Below are 26,381 nucleotides of genomic sequence, written 5' to 3' on the forward strand. Positions count from 1 at the left end.
GAAAGAAAATACAGATAGAGAAATTAAAACATCTGAAAGACTCATAAAGCATAATTCATTATTTATTCCGTTGCTCACTATACAAACGTCAGAAGTTTTTTTCGGTATTATATTATAAAAAATCGTGAAAAAAAATTTTAGCTTATTAAATAAAGCCAATAGTAAAACCGATACCCACGCCTGAAAACAAAAGAAAAAAACTGATAAGATTTAAATTATGAAGCCTCAGCATCCATGATATATTTTCTTTAGGCTGAGACTGGATGAAATTGTATGTATTCTTACTTACAGGCTTTCCTTTCGCTAAATTCATCGCTTTCCCATTATAAAGATCAATAAAATAGACTATCTTATTGGCATTAAATAGAGGCCCCAAAAAAGAATAGATATTCGTTACTATATCCAGGTCGAGATCACGGCGTCTAAACTCACTGATCAACTCAACGTATTTACGTTCATTCTTTTTAAAGATGTAGTATGAAAAAACCTGCATAATTAACGCAAAGAAAATCAATAGGAAAGCTAAATAAAGAAAAAAATCAGCTCCATTCATAGGATTTTCTCCATAACCTTTTTTACTATTTTTTCAGTGCCTTTAGACGCAATTAACCCGCCAGCAACGGAGCTTACCACATTACACGTTAAAAAACCTACCGGCCCTGTAGCAACACCAAACGCCAGACAAGCACCTCGCATAGCGATACTTGCACCCATAGCACCGTATAATCCGGCAAATGTGCTACCAACAAAAGCAGAGTATTCGGTAACTGCAACTTGCAAACACTCGTTTTTACGGTTAACTGTACATGCATCATACACGGTGTTTGTGGTATTCAAAGCGCTGAAACCTACCGCTATCCAACCGCCTGTCTTGATAATCCTTGCGGCTTTTGCAGCACCGTCTACATATGTTGAGTAACCACGAATAGCACCAACCCCCGCAGTTTGCCAATCATGTACAATCGAAGAACTCGAAAGGTTGAGGGCACTTTTAAGCTTATCGTAGGGTCTTAAATTAATAATCAATCTTGAAAATCTATTTAATAAACTATCAAGCTCTGAAAACAATCGCCTTCTTTCCGCATAAAACTGCTCACTGATAAGCGAACCCGAAGTTATATATTGATTTTGATAAGCGACTTCTATAGCGGTTAACTTTTTGCTAATTTCATTGAAATACTTTTCGCCTGCATCACTAATTAAACCAGACGCTGTATCCATGAAATTTGTAATTGCTGCGATGGATTTATAATGTTGATGAAAAAAACTCGCCTCATCAACGGATAGATGTGCCAGACTATTGTTGGTTGTCGCTTTTGCCGTTGCCAGGGCACTCATCGCCGCAGGATGATTGTTTCCTTCCGGATCAGCAACGATTAGGATTTGTCCCGGTTTAGCCCATGCGACATCAGCATTTAACTGCAAAAAGTAATTTGCCGCCGGCATGTTGCGCGTCCCGTACAGCCACATCGCTTGCTCGGTGAGGCTTCCAGGGCGTTGCACTACACAAAATCCCGGTTCGATGGAAGTTTTACCTGTCATCACAATCTCCTTTTGCAGTTAAATATTTATTTAATTAAAAGATAATCTTATTAACATCTCTTCTGTAAGTTGTATCCCGCTCAATTATATTTTCAGATAAGTATTCTGAAATATTTATAGCGGCCCCACAGGGCCGCTTAATAAAGCAATTACGCTTCTTTATTTTCTTTGATGTTCCAGCCAGCGCTGCTTTCAGCGCCTTTACCACCTGAAGAGCTCTGCTCCCAGTATTGCTGCTTCACTTTGGCAGCCTGGAACGCGTAAGTCACGCTCAGGGTATCGCCATTAGCAGCACCGGTATAATCAACTTTTGACACCAGCACATCTTCCAGTGTGATACGTGCGTATTCAATCTGTGTGCCGCCTGCTTTGCATACGGACAGCTCTACTTTGCTGATATGCTTACCGCTGGCGCAATTTTTCAGGATTGCAGTGGTGGATTTGTCAATCAGTGCATTTACGCTCAGGTCAGCAAAATTTACTTTACCTGCACCACCGCCGCCGCCAACAGACATATTACCCGGCTGGTTAGCACCCCAGTTGAAAGAGGTAATATCGGTCCAGCCGGTGTGGTTGGAGTCTTTAGACTCGCCGGTCACACCATCAACTTTTAAAAACATATCAATAGCCATAATTATCTTCTCTTGCTTGATTTACGTTCTGCTTTGATAAAGCATCGTTATGGCAAACAGGAAAGCATGGGGCTGAATAAAACAGTCCATATTTTACCTCTGCCTCGTTTTCTGAATATCGCTACATGGTTTATTCAGAGAGTGTTTTTATTGTCCCACTGGATGGAGCAATAAAAAATAGTGAATCCTTTAGTTCCTCGATATTAATATCGAAACGTGGAGCCGGCTCGCAAATAAGCGTTTTGCGTCTGCACATTAACTGCAAAGCTCTGTGAGCATTCTGGCCGCCATACATGACGGCCTGATACAGTTAATCAATTCTCATTCGATTTGAGTGAAGGCAGTTTAGATACCAGACGCAGTGACACCGTCAGGCCTTCCAGCTGGTAGTGCGGACGCAGGAAGAATTTCGCGGCGTAGTAGCCCGGGTTATCTTCCTGCTCTTCCACGCTCACCTCGGCAGCAGCCAACGGCTTACGCGATTTGGTTTCCTGTGACGAGTTCGCCGGGTCACCGTCGACATAGCTCATCACCCAATCGTTCAGCCAGCGCTCCATTTCATCACGCTCGCGGAATGAACCGATCTTGTCGCGCACGATGCACTTGAGGTAGTGCGCGAAGCGGCAGCAGGCAAACAGATACGGCAGGCGTGCAGCCAGACGTGCATTGGCGGTCGCATCGGCATCATGGTATTCCGCAGGCTTTTGCAGCGACTGCGCACCAATAAAGGCAGCAAAGTCGGAGTTTTTGCGGTGCACCAATGGCATGAAGCCGTTTTTCGCCAGCTCGGCTTCACGACGATCGCTGATGGCAATCTCCGTCGGGCACTTCATGTCTACGCCGCCGTCATCACTCGGGAAGGTGTGGCACGGCAGGTTTTCAACCGCACCGCCAGACTCGACGCCCCGGATCGCGGTGCACCAGCCGTACTCTTTGAACGAACGGTTGATGTTGGCTGCCATGGCGTAGGCGGCGTTGCTCCAGGTGTAGCCGTTGTGATTTGAGCCATCGGTCTGCTCTTCAAAATCAAAGCTATCCACCGGATTGGTGCGAATGCCATACGGCAGGCGCGCCAGGAAGCGCGGCATGACCAGGCCGAGATAGCGGGCATCTTCCGATTCACGCAGGCTGCGCCAGGCGGCATATTCGGTGTTCTGGAAGATTTTGGTCAGATCGCGCGGGTTCGCCAGCTCCTGCCATGACTCCATCTGCATGACGGTCGGCGCGGTACCGGTGATGAACGGGCAGTGTGCCGCCGCGCTGATACGCGCCATTTCGCCCAGCAGCTCCACGTCCTGCGGGCTGTGATCGAAATAGTAATCGCCCACCAGGCAGCCAAACGGTTCGCCACCGAACTGACCGTACTCCTGCTCATAAATCTTCTTAAACAGCGGACTCTGATCCCAGCCAGCGCCTTTAAAACGCTTCAGGCTGCGTCCCAGCTCCTGCTTGGAGATGCTCATGAAACGGATTTTCAGCATCTCGTCGGTTTCGGTGTTGTTCACCAGGTAGCTCAGACCCCGCCACGCGCTCTCCAGCTGCTGAAACTCTTCATGATGAATAATCTGGTTGATCTGCTGTGACAGCTTGTCGTCAATCTCAGCGATCAGCGCCTGGATGGTGCGATAGGTATCGTTCGAGATGGTGACGGTGTTTTCCAGCGCCTGCTGCGCCAGCGTCTTCACGGCACTTTCGACGGCTGCACGCGCCTGATCGCTGGTTGGACGAAATTCTTTGTTCAGCAGGGCGCTGAGTTCATTCTCGCTGTAGTGCGAGGCGCCCTGTTGCTGCTGATGCGAAGACTGGGTCATGATTACTCCTCCTTACCTTCAGCGCTTTCATCCTGCTTCGGCAGATGGGTCAGCGCTTTCAACAGCGTTGGATCCTGCAGAATCTTACCGATCAGCTCTTCCGCACCGTTTTTGCCGTCCATATAGGTCAGCAGATTCGAAAGCTGGGTACGCGCTTCCAGCAGGTTGCTCAGCGGTTCGACTTTGCGGGCAATCGCATCCGGTGAGAAATCGTCCATGCTCTCAAAGGTCAGTTCGACGTTAAGCTTGCCTTCGCCGTTGAGCGTGTTATCCACCTGAAACGCCGCGCGCGGCTTCAGCGCTTTCATGCGCTCATCGAAGTTATCGATATCAATTTCCAGGAATTTACGCTCATCAAGGCTCGCCTGCGGCTCGAGTGGTTTACCGACCAGGTCCGCCATGACGCCCATCACAAACGGCAGCTGAATTTTGCGTTCCGCGCCATAAATTTCCACGTCATATTCAATCTGAACGCGAGGCGCGCGATTGCGGGCAATGAACTTCTGCCCACTGGATTTCGTTGGTGCCATGGTTTTCTCCATTAAGGGTGCGCGGGTAAAGTTTCGCAGGAGGCGCGCAGGTCTCGCTGCGTTGAGTTGTTACGCTCGCTTAGTCGCGGCGTCCAAAGATATTTTCCAGCTGATGCACGCCGTCTGGCGCCAGATCGCGGATGATGTCCATAAAATCGAGCTCAATCAGCCGCTGTACGCGGTCGATCATCAGCGGTGCCGGATGGCTGGGTTCGTGCTGAGCAAAGTAGTGCTTCACCTTCTCCAGCATCAGTTGCGCATCGGCGCGCGAACTGAGCTGCACGCTGCGCCAGTCAGCCGTGCGAACCGCTGCGGCGGGCGCGGCGACGCTCGGTTCCGGCGGCGGCTCTGTTACCGCGGCCGGCTGCAGCGCGCTGAGGTCAGTGGCCTGACAGCGTTCGGCGATCATGGCGATCTGCCTGCGCAGCTGCGACAGCTCCGGCACCGCCGCTTCACCCAGCTGTTCGGTCAGAGTTTCGGTAATAGTTTGCAAACGCTCACTTATCTGTAGCACCGCTTCAATACCGGGCTGCTCGCCGCGCGCCAGCTCATCGGTCAGGCGCGGCAGACCGCCAGGATAGTCCGCAACTTCGGTCTTGCTGCCGTCGCACAGCGCTGCGGCATCGCGCAGCGTGATGCCATCCGAGGCGTAGCGCAGCAGCCAGCTCTGGCGTACCGCGCTGCTCAGCGCTGATTTATCGCCCAGCAGCGCCACCGCGTTGATGCGGTAAAACGGATCCTGTTCGCCGTACTCTTCCAGTCGCGGCCACAGCGGCTCCCAGTACAGCAGCAGCGCCTGCTCAATCAGCTTCAGCCCCTGCGCATAGCCCGGCAGCCCTTTCAACTCGGTCCATGCGTGAGTAAGCGCTAACATCACTCGCAGGTCTTTGCTGCGGCTGAGCAAGTCAATCGCCAGCTTTTCGACTTTATTCCAGTCCGCTGATTCAGCCGGGATAATGGTCTCGCCAAACTGCTGTTCGGCTTTACCGGTACTGGCCTGCTCCATCGCCTGGTAATCCGCGTGATACTCCAGGTTGTCGCCGCAGGGGTTATCACTGCTGACCGGCGCCAGCAGCGCGTCAATATTCATCGTCATAGCGGTTGGCCTCAGGATTCAAACATCGGAGGATAAAGTCCGTTTCGTCCGGGTTTTGCCCCGCCGGCCGGGTCGAACAGCAGTGAGAACAGCTGTGCGGTGAAGTTGCCGCTGTGCACCTGGGTGTAAAGCGGGAAACCGTCGCTCTGGTTTGTCCACCAGAAGCTGGTGTAAAACTGCGGGTCGAAGCTGTCACCCGGCAGTTTCCAGTTGAGCGTCGACGGCTCGCCGTCGCCAATCACCTGTAAAATGTCCGATTGTTCGCCGTCAGTTTGCGGCTGCTGGGGCTGCGGAATACTCAGCAGCGCCTGGTCGAGCTGCTCTGGCGTACCGCCGTTTTGCACCACGCGCAGCAGCATATTGCCGACCTGCTGATACCACTCGCCCGAGCGGGCCAGCAGCGCCGGTGACCACTCGGCAGGCGTAAAATGGCGCAGCGCGCACAGCGGATAGTTGCGGCCGACGCTGTCGCGGGCGGCAATCAGGCAGCCCATCTGGATCAGCTGACTGCCGAGCATCGGCGGTACGACAAAATTCCACACCGGCGCTTTGAGAAAGGCGCGCGACGGGGCGTTTTTACTCTCCTCACTGGTTTGCCAGTGATGCAGTCCGACCTGAAACCAGTTCGACCACTGCCGGTACAGCACATCGGGGAAGCGTCGCTTCACAAAGTCACCCGAGCTGGGCAATTTGCCGTACCAGCCGGGTGCTGCGTAATGAGTCATTATCAGGTCCTGTTTCAGGGGCAGCTAAAGCCGGGAAGCTGGAACGGGTTACGAATACTGCCAGGGGTGAACGACAACGTGACCTGATGGCCATCGACGTTAAAACTGGCCTCGCGGGTCAGGCCACCGACCGCGGTTACACGAGCGCGATCGAAAAAGCGGTTCAGCGCCCACGGACCGCTGGTCACCAGCGTTGAGGTGGTGCCGTTGGTCAGGCCAAGCTGCATCCGCACCTGGCTGGTGCCGCCCGGTCCGGGCCAGCTCACCATCTGCACCGCCTGCGGGCCGTGGCTGTAACGCAGAATCTGGCCATCGACGTCGAGCGTCAGGTTGAGAATGTCGTTATCCATCTTCACCGTACGCAGCGTGACGCGGAACGACGGCGTGGTCGCCCCGTTAGCAAAGAAGGCATCACGAATCGACTGCGCCTGCTGGAAAGGACGCAGCAGCGCTTCACCGCCCGGCAGCGTTTTGCCGTCGATACCTGGCGTGAAACGCCACGCCGTATTGGTGGTATCCACTTTGCTGGCCAGATTGTCGCGGAAGAAGCTGTCCATCAGCCCGCTGCCCGGCGCGAACATGCGCGCCAGATCGTCCGGCGTCACTTCGCTGCGCGCATTGCGCACCAGCGGATAACGGCCGGCAATCGCCTGGCGGCAGAAGCTGCCCACTTCCATGGTGATGCGCTTGCGCACGTTATCCATATCGCGGCGCTGTGCATCGCTGCTGGCGCCCACGGCCATGCTGGAAACCATATTCTGCAGCGAACCCGGTAAGCGACCGGCGCTGGCCTGCAGGCGACTGATGGCATCACCGGACGGCGGCGGCATGCCGCTATTGGCAGCGTCCTGCACCGCCGTCAGATAGCGATAGAGATCGTCGATCTGATGCAGAAAATCATCCACCGCCAGCACTTTACTGCCCTGCTGCAGCGGCTGTGCCAGCTCCAGCACAGGCGCGAAGTGCACCGCCACCGCCTGCTCCGGTGCCTGCTGGGCTGCGCCCTGGCCCGGCGCTGCGCTGGCTTTGGAGGAACTGAACAGCGCTTCTAAAGTGCGCGTGGCGCTGTTGCCCGTCGCCGGCTGTGCCTGGGCACTTTGCTCATCCGGCTGTGCGCGGTTCAGCGTCAGCAGCTTACTGAGGTTAACCACCAGCTGGCGCAGCGGCGAGTGGTTGCCCGACAGCAGACGTGCGGTGTTGATGCGCTGCGACAAATCCGCGCTGCTGTTGAGCTGGATATCGCTGAGGAACTGCTCCCACTGGCGGATGTAATCCTGCACGTAGAGCTGGCGCACCGCGAGATCGGTCTGCTGACTGTTCTCCGGCGACGCAACGCCGCCCAGCACCCAGACATCATCCTGGAATAGCGCCTGCGTGACCGGTGCGATTTGTTTATCGACGTGCTGCCAGTAACCGTCTGGCGTGAACAGGCCGGCCACGCCGTCATTGACTGATTTGCCGCTTTTGCGTGAAAACACCAGCTCACTCTGCGGCCCGCCCAGCGCTGCGAGGGTGACCGGTTGCAGGCTGCCGTCACGCTGCAGCAGGCGCTTCAGACGTCCGTAGACGCGCTGCGACAGCGGCATTTGATTAATCAGCGCCTGCTCGCGCTTTACCAGCGCGTCATCCTTCGCGTATGGCGAGGACTGAATCTGTGTCTCCAGCAGCTGCTGCAGATGCCACGCCAGCTGTTTCACTTCCTGCTGCGTCACGTTTTGCGGCAGTTCGCGGCTAATATTCAGCATCAGCCAGGCATGCAGGAACTTGCCGTCATAATGTTTTGGCTGATACAGCATCTGGTAAGCTTTCAGCGCTTCGTAGCTGTAATCCGCATCGCTGCCGTTGTCGTTACGCAGCCAGCGGGTGATGTTTTGCGCCACCTGCGGCAGCAGCAGCTGTTTTAGCGCTTTGTCATACAGGGTGCGCGTGGCGTCGCTGACTTCGGTACCGCGATACAGCCCCATGCGGCGCGTCAGCGGGGGATCTTCCAGCGAGAAGTCGGCGCTTTTCGGCAGCTGCAGCAGCGTGTTGAGATACGGCACCAGCGCAAACAGATCGCCATTGCCCTGGCGTTCCAGCTGTTGTCCCAGCTGTTCCACCTGCGGCGTTTTACCCGCCATCTCCTGTAAATAGGCTTTGTTTTTACTGTAGCTGGTGAGCCACAGCGCTCCGGCAATCAGTACCAGCACCAGCAGCGCCAGATAGCCGGACCACAATCCGGCGCGATTGCGCAGCTCCCACCAGCGGTTACTGCCCGCCAGGCCCGACTCCTGGAAGATGACATTTTCCAGCACGCCTTTCAGGAAGAAGCTCTGGCCTTTGTTCGGCGGGATCGGTGACTCTTTGTCGACCTGGTCCCAGCTGCCGGACTCGCCGCTGCGCTGTCCCGGCAGATGCAGGGCACGGCTCAGCTCGCCCATCACGCGGTCAAACGGCAGCCCTTCCTGAGTACCGCTGGCGAAATAGATACCGCGCGGCGCGAACTGGGTTTCGAAATCAGAGCGGGCAAACAGCGTATCCAGCGCCTCCGCCAGCAGCGGGCGCAGCGCGGCGAACTCCTGCGGGAACAGATAGCTTTCCGCCCGCGCCTGCGCATCGCTTTCCGCTAACAGCGTATCGGCCAGGCCGGCATCCAGACGCTGCTGCAGCAGTGAATACTCCTGCTGAAACTGACTGTTGAGCTCAAACTCTGCGGTCGACGCCTGCGCCCACGGGAAGGTAAAGCCCCAGATTTGCTCGCGCTGGGTTTTATCCAGCGCAGCGAAGTAGCTGCGGAAACCTTTGAGCAGGTCGGTTTTGGTGACCAGCACATAAACCGGGAAGCGAATGCCAAGGCGATCGTGCAGCTCCATCAGCCGCTGACGCAGTGCGATCGCCTGATTGCGCTGCGCTTCCGGCGATTGCGTCAGTAAATCGGACACGCTGAGCGTGACAATCACGCCATTGACGGGCTGACGACCGCGATATTTGCGCAGCAGGTCGAGAAAGTGATGCCACTCGCTGGCGTCGCGCTCCTGCTGGCTCTCCTGGGTGGTATAGCGGCCAGCGGTATCCAGCAGCACCGCTTCGTTGGTGAACCACCAGTCGCAGTTGCGCGTGCCGCCGATGCCGCGCAACGCCGCTTTGCCGAACTTGTCCGCCAGCGGGAACTGCAGCCCGGAGTTGACCAGCGCAGTGGTTTTACCGGCACCCGGAGCGCCAATGATCATGTACCACGGCAGCTGGTAGAGGTATTGATGGCTGAAGCGCTGCGCCCAGAAAGGCGCGCCCTTGCTGCTGGCGCGCTGGAAGTGCGCTTTTTTCAGCATGTCGGTGGCTTCGGAGAAACGGCTCGCCAGCACCTGCTCTTCATTGGTCAGGCGTTTGCGGTCCTGCTCCGGCGCATCGCTTTTGCTGGTTTCGAGGCTCGACATCAGTTTGCGGTTGAGCCAGAAGTTATACAGGCGCGGAATCGCCTGGCTCAGCCCCCACACCAGATAGAGCAGCGCAATACTGATGATGCGGTTCTGCTCTGGCTCCAGCGGCCGCGAGTCAACAATGGAAAACACCGGGCCAATCACCCAGATGATAAAGGAGAGCGCGGTAATGCCGACAAAACCCCAGGCGAGGCGGCTGGTCAGCACCGCAAAAAGCATATTCAGCATGGATTAGTTCCCTCTCGCCAGGCCGTTGAGTTCCGCTTGCGTCGCATCCGGCGCGACCAGCAGAGTAATTTCTACGCGACGGTTGCGGGCGCGATTCTCCGCGCTGGTGTTCGGCACCAGCGGATGGCTTTCGCCACGCCCTTCGGCTTTAACCCGCGACGGTTGTGCCAGCTGCTGCTGCAGCAGGGTTTGCACCGACTGCGCGCGCGCCAGCGAGAGTTCATAGTTGGAGGCGAAGCGGGCGCTGCGAATCGGCACGTTGTCGCTGTAGCCAATCACCAGAATCTTCCCGCTGACGTTATTCATCGCGGCGGCAATGCGCTGAATCACCGCATCGTAGCGGCCACGCACTTCGGTGGATGCCGAGGCGAACAGGCCATCGCCCTTCAGGGTGACCACGCTCTGGTCGGCTTCATCGCGCACCGCCACCAGGCCGGCATCAATTTCCGGCTTGAGGAACGCTTTCAGGTTCAGCGTGGCGGGCGGCGGCGGTGCCGGATTGCTAATTTTGACTTCCGGCAGCGCGGTCTGATAGATGCTGGCCAGCACCGGCGAGGTGTAGTCGCCGAGACGCCAGTTCAGGACGATGTAGAACAGGCAGGCAGCAAAGCCGGCCACCGCCGCACAGGCCCACAGTGGAATCATCGGCCGCCACAGCTTGCGCAGCACCGGCTGATCGGTGGGATGCGGTGACAGCGCCGCCGGGTAACTGCCGCGCACGCTTTTGATCATCTGCAGCAGACGCTGTTTGATGGTTTCCAGCTGCGAACGCCCGTTATCCAGCACGCGGTAGCGCCCTTCAAAGCCGAGCAGCAGGCAGAAATAGATCAGCTCCAGCAGCAGGATGTGCTGACGCGGGTTTTGCGACAGCTTGGCCAGCAGCTGAAAGAACTTCTCACCGCCCCAGGTTTCATTGTGAAACGTCACCAGCAGGCCGTTGCTGGTCCACACGCCGCGGCTGCCCCACGGCGTCAGCGCCGCCGCTTCATCCAGCGCGGTGCACAGGCAGTAGCGCGCGCCCACGATCACTTCATAACTCAGCCCCGACTGCTGGCAGCTGAGCTCAAAGCGACGGATCTGATCGATCAGCTGCTGGCGCAGCCGCGCCGGATCGTCGTGCGAGACGGAGTGGCGAATCTGCGGGATCGCGTTAATCAGCGGATTCGCCGCGGCGACCAGCACATTCTGATGGCTGACATCCTGCTGTGTGACGTCACTGTTCGGTTTCTGTTGTTCCTGCATCATGCGGCGTGCTCAGTTTTGATTATTCTGACTGACTACGAATGGCCCAGAACTCCATGTTCAGGCCCGGAAACTCACCGGCCAGATGCAGCGCAAAGGCACCTGAGCGCTCCATCTCCTGCCACAGCTCGCTGTTCTTATCGAGCTCGAAATAGCTGTAGCCGGCATGCCACGGGATTTGCGGCGGCGCGCCCGGCATGGCTTTCAGCGCCAGTCCCGGCAGCTGCAGCTGCACCAGATCGCGGATTTTGGTGACGGGCGCGACTTTCATCTGCGCCGGGAAGTGGGTTTTCAGCGCCTCGGCTGGCACGCTGGCTTTGACCGCCAGCACAAAGCCGAACTCGCGCACCATGCTGCTTTCCGGCACCGTGGCCACGTTGAGGCCGTGCGAGCGCTGCGTCAGCGGCAGCTGGATGGCGCTCTCTTCCATCACCTGCGACAGTCCCTGGCGCAGCAGCAGCGTTAAGCGGGCAAAACAGCTGTACAGATCGTCATGGTCATACAGCGGCAGCGCGTCCGGGGTGCGCGCCGGCATCCAGCTGCTCAATTCAGCGGCCAGCTGCAGCCAGTGACTGTAGAGCGTTTCCGGGTGCAGCAGCGGCAGATGCTGTAAGTGCGCGTGCAGGCCAAGCTGACGGTTGAGTAAGGTCAGCAGCATAAAATCGACCATGTCGGCACTGTTAAAACGGCCGGTACCCGGCGTGCGCTGGCTCAGCTGCTGGCTGCGCTGCTGAATCAGGCCGTGCAGGTCATTGAGCATGCTTTGCAGCGGCCGGCTGGCGTTGAGCGTCAGCATCGGCGGTATGTAATCGGTGTCGAGGCGCACGTGGTTATCGCTGCGTTTTTCAATCACCTGCGCCACGCCCATCGCCGTCCACTCCGCGGTGAGATCCTGTTCCAGCATCAGGCGCAGGCGCAGTTTGCCGAACTGAACGGTGGCAGCGCCGACCGCCTGAGCGTTGTCATCTTCGACTTCGGCTTCCCACGCCAGATAGCGCGCCAGTGAATCCTGTGTCTCCTGAAACGCCACCGCTTCGCGCCCGTTGCGCCGGGCCGGGATCGCCAGCACCACTTTGCTGCGATCGACATTCGCCGGCAGATCCAGCGGGGCCGGACCGTGCTGTGGCTGGCTGAAAGAGAAGAAGGTGCCGTCAGGCAGACATCCGCTGGCGGCACTCAGCGCCAGTTTTCCCTGGCGCAGCAGCGCTTCATCAAATTCGAGATCAAAAAAACCCCAGGTGTAGGCGCGCTGCGACTGCCCCCACTCGCGCAGGGTGCTGTGTAGAAAATTTTCCGACTGCTGGAAATGGTGAGGGCGCAGGAACATCCCCTCGGTCCAGACAACCTTTTCGGCTCGGTTCATAGGCATCCTTACTGCTTAACCACGCGCAGGCCGTTGATATCCGCCACGACGCGGGCATTCAACTCACCATCGTTGTTTTTCCAGAACTGCCAGAATGCGCTGTCGTCGCCATCCGGGAAGGGCAGCGCGAGGCGCCAGACTTTACCGTCCAGCGCCTGATACTCGGCCATGATGCCGATGAAGCGCGCTTCCGGCAGGCTTTTCGCGCTGAGGGTTTTACTCAGCTGACCTGACATCAGGAAGAACTGCTGATTGTTGAGCAGCGTGCTGCCCAACGCGGTGGCGGGCTGGTTCTGCAGGGAGTAGAAATCAGCGGACATGAATTCCGCATCGGAGGTCAGCAACATCACCCGGACTTTGAGCGGCGCACCCGCGTTGATCTGCGGATGCGCCTGAAAGTCGAGATTGTAGCGTGCAACCGGCGCCGGACTGTTACTGCTGCAGGCGGCCAGCAGGCAAGCCAGCAGCAGTAATCCGGCGCGGCGGAGAGAAATCATCGTCATCATTCAGCCCTCCCTGCTTACCGTGTTAGTTGATGATCCAGGTGCCGCTGTTGCTGTTCTGGCACGCTTTGCTGTCGCCATCCACCGCGACGCAGGTCTTTTTCTTGCTGCTGGCGCGGGCGCGACGCTTCGGCTGGTCCGCTTTGATGGTCTGCTCATACAGCGCGCTTTTCACCACCGCGCGGAACGGGACATAACCGATCAGCTGTACCGCAGGCTGAGCCGCTGGCTGCTGCGCTTTTTTGTCATCGGCCGTTGCAGTCTCAGGCTGCGCTTCGTCTGCGGCCTGCGCCGACTCGCCAAGTGCCAGCCAGTTGTTTTCAACCTGGCCAATCACGGTGTAGGTTTCACCGCTTTTCAGCGTATCCACCACTTTGCCGCCGAAGCTGGGCCGGGTCATGATCGAAGCCGGATAGAGCGCGCGATAAGCCTCGTTCACCGGGCTGAACTGTGCCGGCGGCTGGACGGCATAACGGTGCGACAGCGTGACGCCGTCAACGGTGCTGCTGACAATAGTGTCGTCTGTCATCTTTGGCGGTGCTTTACAGCCAGCCACTGCGAAAACAAACATCAGGCCCAACGCCATACGGAGATTCACCATTTTCTTCATGTTTAGTTCCATTAACGCCTAAAAAGTGGCCAGAGGCCGGTTAAGAGCAAAATGAACCGTGCGCACGGCGGGAGCCGGCGTCGATTCAGTACCAGTTAAAAAGTTGACCCTTTAATGAGTGTGGCTAACGCATCGCGCCAGCGAGGCAGAAATTGATCAGTCTGAATTAAGTATTAAAAATGCAACATTAGTGACAGGGATGATGTCGGAAGAATTCTGATCGTTTCACAAACGATCAGCAACATGATCAATTTTTGCTAAGCGAAGGGGTCAGCCACAGCCAAACCTCGGTTTCTCTTATGCCATCCCTGGTATAAAAACTATCACGTTCAATGAATCTGGTTAATCGGTAACGATTAAGAGGATAACAGCAACAACTTACGGCATTCGCTGCCAGTATTGCTATTTATTGAGATATATCAACAACATATAAAAGACTGGAAACATCATAGCTACCGCACGAGCCAGGTAAAACCTGCCCGTGAGCATGCAATCACAATCCATTTGTTAATGTCTGACGGAAGTTTACAGAAGCCTGACAAAATTTCAACGCGCCGCTAGCAGAGGAAATTAGTTCAGTAAAGGTTAACAAATATTTTTAATGCAAATTTGCGTCACTTTTGCCCGTAAACCTAAGACTATTCTTATCAATCCATTAAAACTGTGAAAGATTGTAAATGAAAGATGAAAATTTGCTCGCGCGATCATTAAAAATTGTCATAAAAAAAATGGCGCTGAGCGGCACGCATTTTGTCTGCGCGCGATAAAACCCAGGCAGGCGGTAAAAAAGGGGTTATAAAGGCAAACTGGCAGTTAAAAAAACCAGCCAGGCGGACAAGGCTGGTTTAATTCGCTAAAATAGCGGGTTTCTGGATTGTTAAGCAGTCAGAATAGATTGCAGCTCAGGCAAGGTTTTCACCTGCCAGGTGGGCGTGATGTGCGCCGGCAGCGGACGCGTGCCGTGATCGATCCAGCAGGTTTTCACGCCGGCATTCATACCACCGAGAATATCTGATTCCGGCGTGTCGCCGACCATTAATACCCGGCGGCGATCGGGATTGCCCAGCAGCTGCAGCGTATGGTCAAAAATCGCCGCGTCCGGCTTGGGTACGCCCACCTGTTCGGAGATCACCAGCGCGTCAAAGTAGTCACGGAAGCCGGTGCGTTCAAGGCGCGCCTGCTGCAGCGCCGTAAAACCGTTGGTGATGATGGCGATTTTTACTTTTCCCTTGAGCGTATCCAGCAGGCGGGCTGCGCCATCCAGCGGCAGGCAGATCTCGGCCATCGCATTAAGGAAGTCGCTGTTAAGCACTTCCGGCGCCACGCGCAGTTTTTCGCCCCACAGCGTGAAGCGGCGCGTCTGGAGCTGTAACGCTGAAATGGTGCCGTTCTGGTAATCGACCCACAGCGGTTTGTTGACGGCCTGATAATCAGCGTAATCTTGATCGCTGAAGTGCACGTCGTAGCTGGCAAACATGCGCTGCAGGCCGGCGAAGGCGTCAAAGTGGAAAAGTGTGTCATCCGCATCGAACAGGATGCAGTCCCAGTCGTTTAACATAGTGCCCCTTTTGAATAACGTCAGAGCGTGAGCGCCATGATGATGGCATCCTCGCGCCCGCTGGCGGTGGGATAGTAGTTTGGCCGCACGCTGACCTGATGAAAATCCAGCTGCTGATACAGCGCAATGGCGGGCTGATTGGAGGCGCGCACCTCCAGCCACAGCGTCATTACCGCACGCTGCTCCAGTTCGGCAATCAGCTGCTGTAGCAGCTGACGCGCATAGCCGCGGCGCTGGAACGCGGGATCGACCGCGATGTTAAACAGCGACGCTTCATCCAGCACCACCTGGGTGATGGCGAAGCCGGCCAGCTGGCCGTCCGCGTGCAGGCAAAGATTGACGTAACGTTCGCCCTGATTGCAGGCAAAGGTCTGCTCGCTCCACGGAAACGCATGCGCGCGGCGCTCGATCTCCAGCAGCCGCGGCTGTAAATCAGGGGTGATGAAAGAGATGGCTGTCATGGTTACACATCTGTTGCCACAGCGCGCGTTTGGCCGCGCCGCTGCTGATTAATTCATTGAAAACGGCGCTGGTGAATGTGATGCCGTTAAAAGGATGATCGCTGGTCACACCCAGCAGCCAGCCAGCACAGTCGACCTGCTCCGGCAGCATCGGCAGCTGTTCTGGCGTCAGCGTCATTACCTGCCCCGGCTGAATGCTCAGCGTCCGCAGTACGTCACGCACCAGCGGCTCCTGCAAATCCGGCGCCTGCTCAGCGACCAGCACCAGCCGCGTGTCCGGCGTTAGCGTGACGGCAATTTCGCCTTGCAGCACGCGCGGACGTCGCAGCTGATACTGCGTAATCCCCATTTGCTGTAGAAGCCAGTCGCGCCTTGTGCTCATGCTGTTACCTGTAATCCTGCCAGAATGCGACGCTATGCTAGCAAACCCATCGAACATGCGCCAACAAAGCACTATAATCGCCGCTCTGATTTAACAGGAGCGTTCCATGTCTGCTTTTACCCCGGCCAGCGAAGTGATTCTGCGCCACAGTGATGAATTTACCGCCCGCCACGTACTGTTCGCCGGCGACCTGCAGGATGACCTGCCCGCCCAGCTGGAGACCGCGTCGAGCCGCGTGCACACTCAGCAGTACCATCACTGGCAGAACCTCAGCCGTCGCCTCGGTGAACGGGCAGTGTACGGGCTGGTGGCCGGTGCGGCCGACGTAGCCGGTTGCGACACGCTGGTCTATTTCTGGCCGAAGAACAAACCGGAAGCGCAATTCCAGCTGCAAAACCTGCTGTCGCTGCTGCCGCTGGGCTGCGATATTTTTGTCGTCGGTGAAAACCGCAGCGGCGTGCGCAGCGCCGAAGGCATGCTGGAGAGCTGGGCCACGCTGGAGAAGATCGACAGCGCGCGCCGTTGCGGGCTGTATCACGGTCAGCTGACGCAGCAGGCCAGCTTTGACGCCAGCGCGTTCGGCAATCGCTATCAGCTGGACGATCTCACCATTCATACCCTGCCGGGCGTGTTCAGCCGCGACGGGCTGGATATCGGCAGCGATCTGCTGCTTTCCACCCTGACACCGCACACCAAAGGCAAAGTGCTGGATATCGGCTGTGGCAGTGGCGTATTAGCCGCCGCGCTGGCGCAGCATTCGCCGAAAGTCCGGCTGTGGCTGTGCGATGTGCACGCCGCCGCCATCGAGGCGAGTAAAGCCACGCTGGCCGCTAACGGTCTGGAAGGCGAAGTGTTTGCCAGTAACGTGTTCTCAGACGTCAGCGGCCGTTTTGATCTGATCATCTCTAACCCGCCGTTCCATGACGGGCTGCAAACCAGCCTTGATGCCGCCCACACGCTGATTCGCGGTGCGGTGAAACATCTTAACAGCGGCGGCGAGCTGCGCATCGTGGCCAACGCCTTCCTGCCTTATCCGCAGGTGCTGGATGAAACCTTCGGTAACCATGAAGTGCTGGCGCAGACCGGCCGCTTCAAAGTGTATCGCGCCGTATATGGCCGCGGCGCGAAAGCGCGCTAAGCGTAGTAAAATCCGCGATGCGACGGGGAAAACGTTGCTTTTTGCAGCAGTCGTTTCACCGTCGCAAAATATGTGTTGACGCAATGAGTAAAATCTCTAAAATGCGCCTCCGTGGTTAGCAATACTGTAATGTATTGCAGGTAGGCGAAGGTGGCGGAATTGGTAGACGCGCTAGCTTCAGGTGTTAGTGTCCTTACGGACGTGAGGGTTCAAGTCCCTCTCTTCGCACCAATAATCACAGAGTTTATATCGCGTGCACTGCGCGAAGGTGGCGGAATTGGTAGACGCGCTAGCTTCAGGTGTTAGTGTTCTTACGGACGTGAGGGTTCAAGTCCCTCTCTTCGCACCATGCGGTGATATAAACAGACAACTACGATGCGAAGGTGGCGGAATTGGTAGACGCGCTAGCTTCAGGTGTTAGTGTTCTTACGGACGTGAGGGTTCAAGTCCCTCTCTTCGCACCAACGTTGTCACACTTCTTCTGCAGTACGTCCCCATTGATTGTTGCCGCTCCTATCACGCCTTTGCGTGATATTGTCGTTTCTGCTCGCCGTTAAATGACGTGAAAATTCACCGAGATAGCCGCCAGACCGCCCGCCAGCGCCAGGCAGGAAGGCAGCAGCAGATAATGACGCAGACGATGGTGGAACAGCATCACCACGGTAAGCAGCAGCGCGACAATCATCACTAAGCGCCACTGGCTGAAACTCGGCTCCCACAGCGCAAACACCGGCATGGCCGCACAGGGCAGCAATACGCCCCAGCCGCTATCCAGGCGTTTTCCCATCACCCAGCTTACGCCCCACAAGCCGCAGGCGGCCATCATCGCCATGATCATCGCGCAACCCTTTAAATGATAAATATTCCCATTATCATATGACAATATTTCTCATCTTGCAGCGAATTTTTTGCCCTGCCCGCGCCGGATGACAGAATTACTGGAAAATGATAGATTGCCGCCGATAACTATTTTGATAACACAGCAAAAACGTGCTCACTATCCGCGTTGTGGGATTATTTCCTGCGGGTAGCGCTTTGATATTTCAGGGCTGTCACGAGTAATAATAATGAAATTACAATCTTATGATGAGTTGAAACACAGCAAGTATCGGCTGTCGCTGATGCTATTTTTGTTTTTGAATGTCGCCGTTTCGCTTTTTTGTCTGCTGCCGTTTTTCGGCACGGATAATCCCATCAATTCGCTGCCGGTAACACTGGTGGCGGGCTTTAGCACCACGCTGCTGGCGCTATGTTTAATCGCGCCAAATCTAAAATTCCCGTTATTAAATCCTGTCGCATTGCTATTAGGCGCGCTGTGGGCCTGGCATATCAATCATCGTTACCATCTGGTGTTTTATTTTGACGGTAGCTTTTTAATAATCAGTCTGCTGAGCGTATTTTTTATCAGCGCGATTGCCCTGAGTGATTATTTGCTTGCGTTCTGTTTACATATTACGCCACCGGTATTAACCGTACTGTTACTGGACGATGGTCAGCATTTAATGACCATTCTGTTCACCATTACGCTGCCGCTGATCGGCTTCTCGCTGCACCATTTGATGCGCCGCCGCTTCGACACCTTCACTCTGCGGCTGGTGCGCCAGCTGTATGAGGAGAAGCAAAGTTTCAGCGATTTGAGCATGCTCGATCCGCTCACCGGCCTGTATAACCGGCGCGGGCTGAAGAACCGGCTGGACACCATCATGGAAAATCATGCCGGCAGCCACTTTGTGCTGCTGCTGGATATTGATCACTTCAAGGCCTACAACGATAACTACGGTCATGCCATGGGCGATCAGGCGCTGGCGCGGGTGTCGGTTGCGATTCGCGATGCGGTGCGCTCGCGCGATGTGGTGACGCGCTACGGCGGCGAAGAGTTTCTGGTGCTGATGACCAACGTTAACGCCTCGATTGCCATGAAGCTGGCCGAACGCATCCGTCAGTACGTAGTCGATCTGGAAATTCCCCACCGCTTCAATGATAAAGTCTCGACCCACGTGACCATCAGCGCCGGTATCGCGCCGATTTTCGCAGAAGACTTCGACCAGGCGGTGGCCAACGCCGACCGCGCGCTGTACGTGGCGAAAAATCAGGGACGTAACACCATTCTGGCATGGGAGGATTTACCGAAGCTGGCGCCGGTAAGCAGCGATCTGGTGTAAGCGGTGCGGCGACAACGCCGCGCCCTCTCCGCAGGATTTCACGCAAAATGCACGGCGGCCTGGCAGTGAGCGCTGCTGGCATCTTGCTCAGTGAATCGGGAACGATTATCATTTGTTTTTCGCTTCCCGTTTTCACTCAGGAGCCGCATGGCCATCATCACGCGTCAGGATCACCGCTTTAGCGCGCATCCGCTGATCTTTATGCAGAGCGATCGCAGCTTAGCCAGCGCGCTGGAAGATCTGATGTGCGACCAGCGCAGCTACATGCGGGAAAACGTAAAGCTGGGCCAGCCGGCCCCTGCAGGCACCCTGACGCTGGCCGAATGGTCCACGCCGTTTCACTATCGCCGCCTGACGCAGCGCTACAGCGACTATCTCTATCGCCACCATCCCGATGTTCCGCAGGAAGCCAAACCGCTGCAGTCGCTGTGGGCCCAGTGGTATTTTGGCCTGCTGCTGCCGCCATTAATGCTGGCGCTGCTGCAGGAGCCGCGCGCGCTCGACTGCTCGCCGCAGCGCATTCACGTTGAGTTCCACGAAAATGGCCATCCGTGCGCCTTCTGGATTGATGTGCAGGAGGATGAGGATGCGCGCTATCTCAATCCGCAGCAGCGTATCGAACGCCTGATTCAGCATGGCCTGATCCCCGCCGTCAACGGCATGGCGCAGCACGGTGACATCAACGCGCGGCTGATCTGGAACAACTTAGGCTTCTCGTTTTACTGGTTCCTCGGCGAACTGCAGCAGCAGCTGCCTGCGGCTACCCGGCATCAACTGGAACAGGCGCTGTTTTTCAGCAAATCCCTGTCCGACGGCAGTGATAATCCGCTGTATCGCACCATGATCCCGCGTAACGGCGCGATGGAGCGGCGCAGCTGCTGCCAGCGCTATCGCATTCCGGACGTCGAACGCTGCGGTAACTGCACGTTAAATGCCGTGTAAGCGCGGCGTATTCTGTTACAGATTCTCCGTTTCTCCCGTTTACAGCTTTCCCGCCTTATGGCAGCTTTTACGCTCTGTTTTTACCGGAGAAAAAAATGAGCCTGGAGTCGGTACGGCACTTCTTTGCCGAACACGCACCGGATATCGACATCATCGAGATGCCGGAAAGCACTGCCACCGTAGAACTGGCCGCACGCGTACATGGCGTGGCGCCGGGGCAAATCGCCAAAACCCTGTCGCTGAAAGTGAAAGAGAGCGTGGTGCTGATTGTCACGCGCGGCGACGCCCGGCTGGATAACCGCAAGCTGAAGGCGGCGCTCGGGGCAAAAGCGCGCATGCTGAGCGTGGATGAAGTGGTGAACTGGACCGGCCATCCGGTCGGCGGCGTGTGCCCGTTCGGGCTGGAAAATCCGCTGACCGTCTATTGCGATGTGTCGCTGCGCAGTTTCGATGAAGTGTTACCTGCGGCCGGCTCGATTCACAGCGCGGTGCGCATTTCGCCGCAGCGCATGGCTGAGCTCACGGCGGCGAAATGGATTGACGTCTGCGAGGCGCGTTAACGCGTCTCTTTCGCCACCGCCCCGGATATTTCGATGCCGCGCGTCTCGCGGCCAAACGCCACGAACACGCAAATCAGCACTGCCACCGTGCCGGCGACAATCGCCATGCCCAGCCCGTAGTTACCGCCGTGGGCTTCGGCGATGCGTGACTGCAGCGTGGCGTTGACCGAAGCAATTAAATTCCCCAGCTGGTAAACGAAGCCCGGCAGTACCGCACGCGCATTGGCCGGCACCAGCTCGGTCAGGTAGGTCGGCACCACGCCCCATGCGCCCTGCACCATAAACTGCATCAGGAACGCGCCGATACCAATCGCCCAGGAACCGCTGGAGAACGCCCACAGCGGCAGCACCGGCAGCGCCAGAAACGACGCCAGCATGATGGCTTTTTTACGCCCGATACGCTCGGACAACGAGCCGAACGTAATGCCGCCGAGCATCGCCGCGATGTTATAGCCGATGGCGATAATACTCACCGTGTGAGCGTCAAACTGGTGCTGCACTTTCAGGAACGTCGGGTAGAGATCCTGCGTGCCGTGGCTGAAGAAGTTAAAACAGGCCATCAGCAGCACCATGTAAATACAGATTTTCCAGTGCTGGCGGATGATGGGCAGCAGCGCGTGATTCTCTTTACGCTCGCGCGCCGCCAGCCATACCGGCGATTCCGGCACTTTAAAATAGATAAACGGCAGCAGCAGAATCGGCAGCGCGCCAATCAGGAACATGCCGCGCCAGCCCACCTGTTCGAAGAACAGGCCAAACACTATCGACGCCAGCAGATAGCCGCACGGATAACCGGCCTGGAAGATGCCGGACATCAGGCCGCGTGAACGGTCGGGAATGGTTTCCATCGCCAGCGAAGAGGCCACGCCCCAGATACCGCCCATCGCCACGCCGTAAATCACGCGGAAGGTCAGGAAAGCAGCAAAATTGGGCGACCATGCCGACAGCAACTCAAACAGCGAAAACAGCACGATGTTGAGCATCAGGATCGGCCGGCGGCCATATTTTTCCGCCAGCCGGCCAAAGATCAATGCGCCTACCGGCCGTACGGCCAGCGTCAGCATAATGGCAATGGAAACATCGGAGACGCTGGTGTTGAAGTAGCGCGCAAGATCGCTGAGCACAAACACCAGAATAAAGAAGTCGAACGCATCCAGCGTCCAGCTGGCGAAACTGGCGAAAGCCACGTTGCGCTGGGTCGCAGTCCAGTTAAACATAAGGGTATCCTGTCTGATTGCTTCCGGCTCGCGGCCAGATTTTTATTGGAACGTTATCCAGCGAATGGTTGCACTGGTTATTATTGTGTTAACCATTTGTATATAGCATGTCAGAAAGGCACCGCGCGGCGGGGAATTGTCAGCGAGTGATTCGCGATGTAAGGAAGCGTGTCGGCAGGAAAGCGGCGCGCGGTACTCCGGCCGGGAGACCGCGCGCCGCAGCAAAATCTTAGCGTTTCAATCCGTTAAACGTCTGCTCAATCACTTCCAGTAGCAGCGGATTGTTTACGTTCTGCATCACATGCACCAGTGCGCCCGCGTCCGCCGGCACGCCGACGTCCAGCCGCAGCGGCGTGCGGTAGCGCCAGGTCTTGCCGCGCGTGGCACCGGGACGCAGCTCGATATCGACGTGATAATCCACGCCATCCGCCACGCGCTGGTTGAGCAGCCAGGCAATGACCAGCGCATCGTGGATCCAGCAGCCCGGCAGATGGCGGGTGCGGATGGAGTAATCAATCCACGGTCGCAGCGTTTCGCGTACAAACTGCGGCAGTGGATGATCGCAGGCGGTCAGGCGCGTGAGATCCTGATGGGTCAGCAGCGTCTGCGTGGTGGCATCCATTGGCACCAGCGTGATGGTGGCGCCGCTGTGCAGCACCTGATGCGCCGCTTCCGGATCGAGGCCAAAATTGGTGTCTTTGATGTAGTCATCCAGCGCGAATACGCCGCCCATGATGACGATCTCCGCTACGGAATCCGCCATCTGCGGATAGCGCTGCAGCGCCTGCGCCACATTGGTCAGCGGGCCTATTGCCACCAGCGTAAACTCGCCGGGATTGTCGCAAATCAGCTGGCCCATCACGCCCGCCGCATCGTTGCCGTCCGCTGCCACCGTCTGCGGCTGACGCACGCCGCGCCACAGTTCGCCCAGCGCCGGGTCGGCGACGTTATCCAGCCGCGCGCGCCACGGCGCCGGATCTTCGCGCAGCGCCTGCAGCGCGCCCTGCACCACCGGAATGTTCAGTCCGAGCCGCTGCAGCAGATCTTTAGCCACCCGCGCTCCCACCGCGCTCGGCGTGTTGCCGCTCACGGTGGTGATTAGCTCAACTGCTAGCGCGCGTGACGCCAGCGCTAAGGCCAGCGCCAGCCCGTCATCGGTGTTAGCGCCAGCAATACCATTCCCCGGATCACAATCAATAATTAGTCTTTTCATGGTGTTATATATTTATTTTTGTTGAGGGTGCGGGCAGCCACAGGACTCACCGATCTCCAGATGGTGAGGAAATTCGGCCAGCTGCGCCTCACCATGACCGTTTTTCAGCATGGCGATGGCGCTGCGTGCCATTTCGCGCAGCGGCTGGCGCACGGTGGTGAGCGTGGGCACATGAAAGGCCGACTGCTCGGTACCGTTGAAACACACCAGCGCGACATCGTGCGGCACGCGCAGACCGTGTTCGGACAGCGCGCGGATACAGCCAATCGCCTGCCCTTCGTTACTGGTAAACAGCGCGCGCGGCACCCGGCCGCTGGCAATCATGCGCTGCCCGGCGTCGTAACCGCCCTGGCGCGAATAGCCGGCCGGAAAAATCAGCGCTTCATCTACCGTCAGCCCGTGCTGCGCCATGGCGTCGCTCCAGCCCTGAATACGATCCTGCGCGTTAAGCATCTCACGCGGACCGCTGATCATGCCGACCTGCTGATAGCCGTGGCTGAGCAGATGCGCCGTAACCTGGCGCGCCGCTTCACGTTCGTTAACGCACAGCATGCTGACGCCGGGGCGCGGTTCGATGCGGTCCAGCATCACCAGCGGCGTTCCGCTCGCCTGGATGACATCAATATAGGGATGGCGATCGACGCTGGTGTAAAACAGGCCATCCACCTGGCGATTCAGCAAACCCTGAATCAGCTCCAGCTCGCGCTGGCGATCGTCGCCGGCATCGCCCAGCAGCATTACGTGGCCGTGGTTCAGCGACTCCTGCAGCAGCACGTGCGCCATTGAGGCGACAAACGGGTTTGCGATATTCGGCACGATCAGGCCAAAGGTTTTGGTACTGCCGGAGGCCAGCGCGCGCGCCACCGCATTCGGGCGATAGCCGGTTTGCTGGATGGCGGCCAGCACGCGCTGACGCGTGGCTTCGGCCACCGGACGCGGTCCGTTGTTGATCACATAGCTGACCACCGCCACCGAGGTTCCGGCGGCTTTGGCGACGTCACTGCGTGTCACATTTCCGGTTGGGGATTTCGCCAATATTGCCTCTGCGTTAATGCCGCTGGCCGGGAGTACCGGCCAGCGTAATCAAAGAATGTTGCACGATCCTGCGCGTCAGATAGCATCCTCCGGCAGATTCAGATCGCGTCCGCGCGTTTCCGGTGCCACAAAGGTGGTGAGGAAACCGATGGTCGCCATGGCCGAGAAGTACACGGCAATCGGCCACCAGTGGCCGGTAAACGACAGCAGCGCCGCCGCCACCAGCGGTGCGGTACCTCCTGAGAGGATAGACCCCAGCTCTTTGGCAACCGCCATTTTGGTGTAACGGTGTTTGACGCCAAACATCTCCACGCCCCACGCCGCCTGCACACCAAAGATGCCCAGCGACGCCAGCGCCATGCCCACCACAATCACCGGAATCACGATGGCCGGCTCGCGGCTGTCCATCAGGCTAAAGGCGGGCCAGGCGTAGACCATCAGTAACAGGCAGAAGCCGCGATAGGTGATGCGTCGGCCAAAGCGGTCTGACAGCCAGCCGGCAAACGGGATGATCAGGAAACCGAGCAGCGAGGCGATGAACACCGCAGTGGTCGGCACCGATTTGTCCAGCATCAGCACTTTGGCGACGTAGCCGACGATAAAGCCCTGTGCCAGATAGGACGGGCCGTTCTCACCGATGCGCAGGCCCACCATGGTCCAGAAGGCGCGGCTGCGCTGCCAGAAGCTGCGGCTGTCGGGTTGCGTCGCGCTTTGCGCCAGCGTTTCATGGCGCTGCGCCTGCAGTTCCGCCTGCTGACGCTCAAACACCGGCGTTTCACGCAGATGACGGCGAATCCACAGCGCGACCGCAGCAATCAGCACGCTGCTGAGGAACGGAATACGCCAGCCCCAGTCGAGCAGCGTGGCTTTATCCATCTGAATCACCGCCAGCCACACCAGCGACGCAATCAGCGTGCCGCTGTTGGAACCAAGCGCAATCACCGACGACACCAGGCCACGGCGCTCAACCGGCGCGTATTCACCCAGCATCACCGTGCCGCCCGAGAGCTCAGCGCCGGCGCCCAGCCCCTGCGTGAAACGCAGCAGCACCAGGCAGGCCGGCGCCCACAGGCCAATCGTTGCATAGGAAGGAATCAGGCCGATCAGCGTGGTTGAAGCACCCATCAGAATGATGGTGCTGATCATCACGACCTTGCGGCCCTTGCGATCGCCAATCCAGCCAAACAGCAGCGCCCCGATCGGGCGCGCAATAAAGCCGACCGACCAGGTGGCAAAGCTGGAGAGCAGCGCCATCGCCGGGGTGGCTTCGGGGAAGAACACATCGCCAAAAATGATGCCGGCAGCGAGGCCATACAGGGCGAAATCCGCGTATTCCATCGCGGTGCCCAGCCAGCAGGAGAAGGTGGCGCGCCAGAAATCTTTGCGCCCGGAGGTGGTTTTCAGCCGCGCATCGGCGGCGGAAGCGGGTGAACCTTGTTGCGTAACGGAGTGATGTACCGTCATAACCATTTCCCTGAAAGAGGTGAAAACAGTAAACGCCCATCCGTGGGTCGGTTCCCTGGCAACAAGCGGAACTCCCCGGTGGCGACGTTCAGTAGGCAAACCTGGATGAAAGGTCAGTAAAGAATTCCCTGGTGTTGGAATTCATCTATTTGCCTGATTTCGCCGATGTTTTTTTCATCGATCGCATTAGCACGGCAAATGTAACTGGGTCATCTCAAGGCCAACTTCGTCTCTGGCACCGTGAGTTGTCACTGTGAAGACAGTCTATCTACGCGCGTAGATAAATCAAGTGATCAACAGGAAAATAATTAACTTATCTTCACATTGGTGCAGGAGAGAAAGATAAAAACGGCGTTAATTCATGATATTACATTACAGCCAGCGTCATTAAAAAATCCACGCACGCTACGTGATTAACGACTATTGCTTATCATTGGCAAAAACGGCGACCAAACTTTCACCGCGCCGTTTTCGCACATTTCAGTTAAGTTTTGATGACACCCGGGCATTATTCTTAAAACCGCCCGGGCCGCGCGAAATCCTGCGCGCCT

General features: G+C 57.1%; 24 protein-coding genes and 3 tRNA genes. 7 read left to right on the forward strand and 20 right to left on the reverse strand.

Features of this window, described 5'->3' with window-relative positions:
* Positions 1-145: 145 nt before the first annotated feature.
* The 15 genes from CBW22_RS11680 to CBW22_RS11750 form a co-directional block, all read right to left on the reverse strand.
* Positions 146-553, reverse strand: a complete 408-nt coding sequence (locus CBW22_RS11680; RefSeq protein WP_088516706.1) for a hypothetical protein — start codon at positions 551-553, stop codon at positions 146-148.
* On the reverse strand, positions 550-1,542 hold the full coding sequence (locus CBW22_RS11685; RefSeq protein ID WP_088516707.1) for a hypothetical protein: 993 nt from the start codon (positions 1,540-1,542) through the stop codon (positions 550-552). The genes CBW22_RS11680 and CBW22_RS11685 overlap by 4 nt, the downstream gene beginning before the upstream one ends.
* A gap of 149 nt (positions 1,543-1,691) precedes the next feature.
* Positions 1,692-2,174, reverse strand: a complete 483-nt coding sequence (locus CBW22_RS11690; protein ID WP_021313206.1) for an Hcp family type VI secretion system effector — start codon at positions 2,172-2,174, stop codon at positions 1,692-1,694.
* Between the two features lie 314 nt (positions 2,175-2,488).
* On the reverse strand, positions 2,489-3,985 hold the full coding sequence (gene tssC / locus CBW22_RS11695; RefSeq protein ID WP_021506787.1) for a type VI secretion system contractile sheath large subunit: 1,497 nt from the start codon (positions 3,983-3,985) through the stop codon (positions 2,489-2,491).
* Between the two features lie 2 nt (positions 3,986-3,987).
* The gene (gene tssB, locus CBW22_RS11700) at positions 3,988-4,515 is read right to left on the reverse strand and encodes a type VI secretion system contractile sheath small subunit (RefSeq protein WP_021506786.1); all 528 of its coding nucleotides are present in this window, start codon (positions 4,513-4,515) and stop codon (positions 3,988-3,990) included.
* Between the two features lie 79 nt (positions 4,516-4,594).
* Positions 4,595-5,605, reverse strand: coding sequence for a type VI secretion system protein TssA (gene tssA, locus CBW22_RS11705; RefSeq protein ID WP_058776448.1), 1,011 nt, complete (start codon positions 5,603-5,605; stop codon positions 4,595-4,597).
* A 17-nt stretch (positions 5,606-5,622) separates the two neighbouring features.
* A complete protein-coding gene (gene tagF / locus CBW22_RS11710; RefSeq protein WP_021506784.1) occupies positions 5,623-6,336 on the reverse strand; it encodes a type VI secretion system-associated protein TagF in 714 nt (237 codons plus the stop codon).
* A gap of 14 nt (positions 6,337-6,350) precedes the next feature.
* Positions 6,351-9,980 (reverse strand): type VI secretion system membrane subunit TssM, encoded by a 3,630-nt coding sequence (gene tssM, locus CBW22_RS11715; RefSeq protein ID WP_088516708.1) that lies wholly within the window; start codon positions 9,978-9,980, stop codon positions 6,351-6,353.
* Positions 9,981-9,983: 3 nt separating this feature from the next.
* A complete protein-coding gene (locus CBW22_RS11720; RefSeq protein ID WP_021506782.1) occupies positions 9,984-11,225 on the reverse strand; it encodes a DotU family type VI secretion system protein in 1,242 nt (413 codons plus the stop codon).
* A 19-nt stretch (positions 11,226-11,244) separates the two neighbouring features.
* Entirely contained in the window at positions 11,245-12,585 is a 1,341-nt protein-coding gene (gene tssK / locus CBW22_RS11725; protein WP_058757167.1) for a type VI secretion system baseplate subunit TssK, read from the reverse strand.
* A gap of 8 nt (positions 12,586-12,593) precedes the next feature.
* On the reverse strand, positions 12,594-13,091 hold the full coding sequence (tssJ, locus tag CBW22_RS11730; protein ID WP_021506780.1) for a type VI secretion system lipoprotein TssJ: 498 nt from the start codon (positions 13,089-13,091) through the stop codon (positions 12,594-12,596).
* Positions 13,092-13,113: 22 nt separating this feature from the next.
* The gene (locus tag CBW22_RS11735) at positions 13,114-13,710 is read right to left on the reverse strand and encodes an SH3 domain-containing protein (RefSeq protein ID WP_088516709.1); all 597 of its coding nucleotides are present in this window, start codon (positions 13,708-13,710) and stop codon (positions 13,114-13,116) included.
* Positions 13,711-14,575: 865 nt separating this feature from the next.
* Positions 14,576-15,256, reverse strand: coding sequence for a pyrimidine 5'-nucleotidase (yjjG, locus tag CBW22_RS11740; protein ID WP_021506777.1), 681 nt, complete (start codon positions 15,254-15,256; stop codon positions 14,576-14,578).
* 20 nt (positions 15,257-15,276) lie between these two features.
* Complete coding sequence (gene rimI / locus CBW22_RS11745) at positions 15,277-15,717, reverse strand: ribosomal protein S18-alanine N-acetyltransferase (protein WP_088516710.1); 441 nt, start codon at positions 15,715-15,717, stop codon at positions 15,277-15,279.
* On the reverse strand, positions 15,689-16,099 hold the full coding sequence (locus tag CBW22_RS11750; protein ID WP_031279565.1) for a DNA polymerase III subunit psi: 411 nt from the start codon (positions 16,097-16,099) through the stop codon (positions 15,689-15,691). Before CBW22_RS11750 ends, rimI begins: the two co-directional genes overlap by 29 nt.
* A gap of 106 nt (positions 16,100-16,205) precedes the next feature.
* On the opposite strand from CBW22_RS11750, the gene rsmC reads away from it, so the two are divergent.
* The 4 genes from rsmC to CBW22_RS11770 all read left to right on the forward strand — a co-directional run bounded on the left by rsmC (position 16,206) and on the right by CBW22_RS11770 (position 17,701).
* Positions 16,206-17,237 carry a 16S rRNA (guanine(1207)-N(2))-methyltransferase RsmC gene (gene rsmC / locus CBW22_RS11755; RefSeq protein WP_058776440.1) on the forward strand — a complete coding sequence of 344 codons (1,032 nt, stop codon included), beginning with the start codon at positions 16,206-16,208 and terminating at the stop codon, positions 17,235-17,237.
* Between the two features lie 144 nt (positions 17,238-17,381).
* A tRNA-Leu gene (locus CBW22_RS11760) sits at positions 17,382-17,468 on the forward strand.
* A gap of 31 nt (positions 17,469-17,499) precedes the next feature.
* Positions 17,500-17,586 (forward strand) — tRNA-Leu (locus tag CBW22_RS11765).
* 28 nt (positions 17,587-17,614) lie between these two features.
* Positions 17,615-17,701 (forward strand) — tRNA-Leu (locus tag CBW22_RS11770).
* 89 nt (positions 17,702-17,790) lie between these two features.
* On the opposite strand, the gene CBW22_RS11775 is transcribed toward CBW22_RS11770, so the two are convergent.
* Positions 17,791-18,075: a DUF1435 domain-containing protein gene (locus CBW22_RS11775; RefSeq protein ID WP_058757170.1), complete on the reverse strand. Its 285-nt coding sequence runs from the start codon at positions 18,073-18,075 to the stop codon at positions 17,791-17,793.
* Positions 18,076-18,304: 229 nt separating this feature from the next.
* Here CBW22_RS11775 and CBW22_RS11780 point away from each other — a divergent pair, with 229 nt between their 5' ends.
* The 3 genes from CBW22_RS11780 (at position 18,305) to CBW22_RS11790 (ending at position 20,901) form a co-directional block, all read left to right on the forward strand.
* Positions 18,305-19,399 carry a GGDEF domain-containing protein gene (locus tag CBW22_RS11780; protein WP_021506772.1) on the forward strand — a complete coding sequence of 365 codons (1,095 nt, stop codon included), beginning with the start codon at positions 18,305-18,307 and terminating at the stop codon, positions 19,397-19,399.
* A 147-nt stretch (positions 19,400-19,546) separates the two neighbouring features.
* Positions 19,547-20,341 (forward strand): siderophore-iron reductase FhuF, encoded by a 795-nt coding sequence (fhuF, locus tag CBW22_RS11785; RefSeq protein ID WP_088516711.1) that lies wholly within the window; start codon positions 19,547-19,549, stop codon positions 20,339-20,341.
* Between the two features lie 95 nt (positions 20,342-20,436).
* Positions 20,437-20,901 (forward strand): YbaK/EbsC family protein, encoded by a 465-nt coding sequence (locus tag CBW22_RS11790; RefSeq protein ID WP_021506770.1) that lies wholly within the window; start codon positions 20,437-20,439, stop codon positions 20,899-20,901.
* Here the strand turns inward: CBW22_RS11790 and CBW22_RS11795 are convergent.
* The 4 genes from CBW22_RS11795 to CBW22_RS11810 all read right to left on the reverse strand — a co-directional run bounded on the left by CBW22_RS11795 (position 20,898) and on the right by CBW22_RS11810 (position 25,830).
* Positions 20,898-22,118 carry an MFS transporter gene (locus tag CBW22_RS11795; RefSeq protein ID WP_021506769.1) on the reverse strand — a complete coding sequence of 407 codons (1,221 nt, stop codon included), beginning with the start codon at positions 22,116-22,118 and terminating at the stop codon, positions 20,898-20,900. The two genes, CBW22_RS11790 and CBW22_RS11795, sit on opposite strands and share 4 nt — an antisense overlap.
* A gap of 229 nt (positions 22,119-22,347) precedes the next feature.
* A complete protein-coding gene (locus tag CBW22_RS11800; RefSeq protein ID WP_021506768.1) occupies positions 22,348-23,331 on the reverse strand; it encodes a nucleoside hydrolase in 984 nt (327 codons plus the stop codon).
* Positions 23,332-23,343: 12 nt separating this feature from the next.
* Positions 23,344-24,366 (reverse strand): LacI family DNA-binding transcriptional regulator, encoded by a 1,023-nt coding sequence (locus CBW22_RS11805; protein WP_088516712.1) that lies wholly within the window; start codon positions 24,364-24,366, stop codon positions 23,344-23,346.
* A 75-nt stretch (positions 24,367-24,441) separates the two neighbouring features.
* Positions 24,442-25,830: an MFS transporter gene (locus CBW22_RS11810; RefSeq protein WP_088516713.1), complete on the reverse strand. Its 1,389-nt coding sequence runs from the start codon at positions 25,828-25,830 to the stop codon at positions 24,442-24,444.
* Positions 25,831-26,381 lie beyond the last annotated feature (551 nt).

It is taken from the genome of Pantoea sp. VS1, from assembly GCF_002207995.1.
Lineage (GTDB): Bacteria > Pseudomonadota > Gammaproteobacteria > Enterobacterales > Enterobacteriaceae > Pantoea > Pantoea dispersa.

What these genes read in the sequence shown, in the direction of transcription:
- CBW22_RS11680 (WP_088516706.1), bottom strand. Translation starts at nt 553, where the DNA reads ATGAATGGAGCTGATTTTTTTCTTTATTTAGCTTTCCTATTGATTTTC.
- CBW22_RS11800 (WP_021506768.1), bottom strand. Translation starts at nt 23,331, where the DNA reads ATGAAAAGACTAATTATTGATTGTGATCCGGGGAATGGTATTGCTGGC.
- tssA (WP_058776448.1), bottom strand. Translation starts at nt 5,605, where the DNA reads ATGAATATTGACGCGCTGCTGGCGCCGGTCAGCAGTGATAACCCCTGC.
- CBW22_RS11685 (WP_088516707.1), bottom strand. Translation starts at nt 1,542, where the DNA reads ATGACAGGTAAAACTTCCATCGAACCGGGATTTTGTGTAGTGCAACGC.
- CBW22_RS11735 (WP_088516709.1), bottom strand. Translation starts at nt 13,710, where the DNA reads ATGGAACTAAACATGAAGAAAATGGTGAATCTCCGTATGGCGTTGGGC.
- CBW22_RS11690 (WP_021313206.1), bottom strand. Translation starts at nt 2,174, where the DNA reads ATGGCTATTGATATGTTTTTAAAAGTTGATGGTGTGACCGGCGAGTCT.
- tagF (WP_021506784.1), bottom strand. Translation starts at nt 6,336, where the DNA reads ATGACTCATTACGCAGCACCCGGCTGGTACGGCAAATTGCCCAGCTCG.
- CBW22_RS11780 (WP_021506772.1), top strand. Translation starts at nt 18,305, where the DNA reads ATGAAATTACAATCTTATGATGAGTTGAAACACAGCAAGTATCGGCTG.
- yjjG (WP_021506777.1), bottom strand. Translation starts at nt 15,256, where the DNA reads ATGTTAAACGACTGGGACTGCATCCTGTTCGATGCGGATGACACACTT.
- CBW22_RS11750 (WP_031279565.1), bottom strand. Translation starts at nt 16,099, where the DNA reads ATGAGCACAAGGCGCGACTGGCTTCTACAGCAAATGGGGATTACGCAG.
- tssJ (WP_021506780.1), bottom strand. Translation starts at nt 13,091, where the DNA reads ATGATGACGATGATTTCTCTCCGCCGCGCCGGATTACTGCTGCTGGCT.
- CBW22_RS11775 (WP_058757170.1), bottom strand. Translation starts at nt 18,075, where the DNA reads ATGATCATGGCGATGATGGCCGCCTGCGGCTTGTGGGGCGTAAGCTGG.
- tssC (WP_021506787.1), bottom strand. Translation starts at nt 3,985, where the DNA reads ATGACCCAGTCTTCGCATCAGCAGCAACAGGGCGCCTCGCACTACAGC.
- CBW22_RS11790 (WP_021506770.1), top strand. Translation starts at nt 20,437, where the DNA reads ATGAGCCTGGAGTCGGTACGGCACTTCTTTGCCGAACACGCACCGGAT.
- CBW22_RS11795 (WP_021506769.1), bottom strand. Translation starts at nt 22,118, where the DNA reads ATGTTTAACTGGACTGCGACCCAGCGCAACGTGGCTTTCGCCAGTTTC.
- rsmC (WP_058776440.1), top strand. Translation starts at nt 16,206, where the DNA reads ATGTCTGCTTTTACCCCGGCCAGCGAAGTGATTCTGCGCCACAGTGAT.
- tssM (WP_088516708.1), bottom strand. Translation starts at nt 9,980, where the DNA reads ATGCTGAATATGCTTTTTGCGGTGCTGACCAGCCGCCTCGCCTGGGGT.
- CBW22_RS11810 (WP_088516713.1), bottom strand. Translation starts at nt 25,830, where the DNA reads ATGACGGTACATCACTCCGTTACGCAACAAGGTTCACCCGCTTCCGCC.
- CBW22_RS11720 (WP_021506782.1), bottom strand. Translation starts at nt 11,225, where the DNA reads ATGATGCAGGAACAACAGAAACCGAACAGTGACGTCACACAGCAGGAT.
- tssK (WP_058757167.1), bottom strand. Translation starts at nt 12,585, where the DNA reads ATGAACCGAGCCGAAAAGGTTGTCTGGACCGAGGGGATGTTCCTGCGC.
- tssB (WP_021506786.1), bottom strand. Translation starts at nt 4,515, where the DNA reads ATGGCACCAACGAAATCCAGTGGGCAGAAGTTCATTGCCCGCAATCGC.
- rimI (WP_088516710.1), bottom strand. Translation starts at nt 15,717, where the DNA reads ATGACAGCCATCTCTTTCATCACCCCTGATTTACAGCCGCGGCTGCTG.
- fhuF (WP_088516711.1), top strand. Translation starts at nt 19,547, where the DNA reads ATGGCCATCATCACGCGTCAGGATCACCGCTTTAGCGCGCATCCGCTG.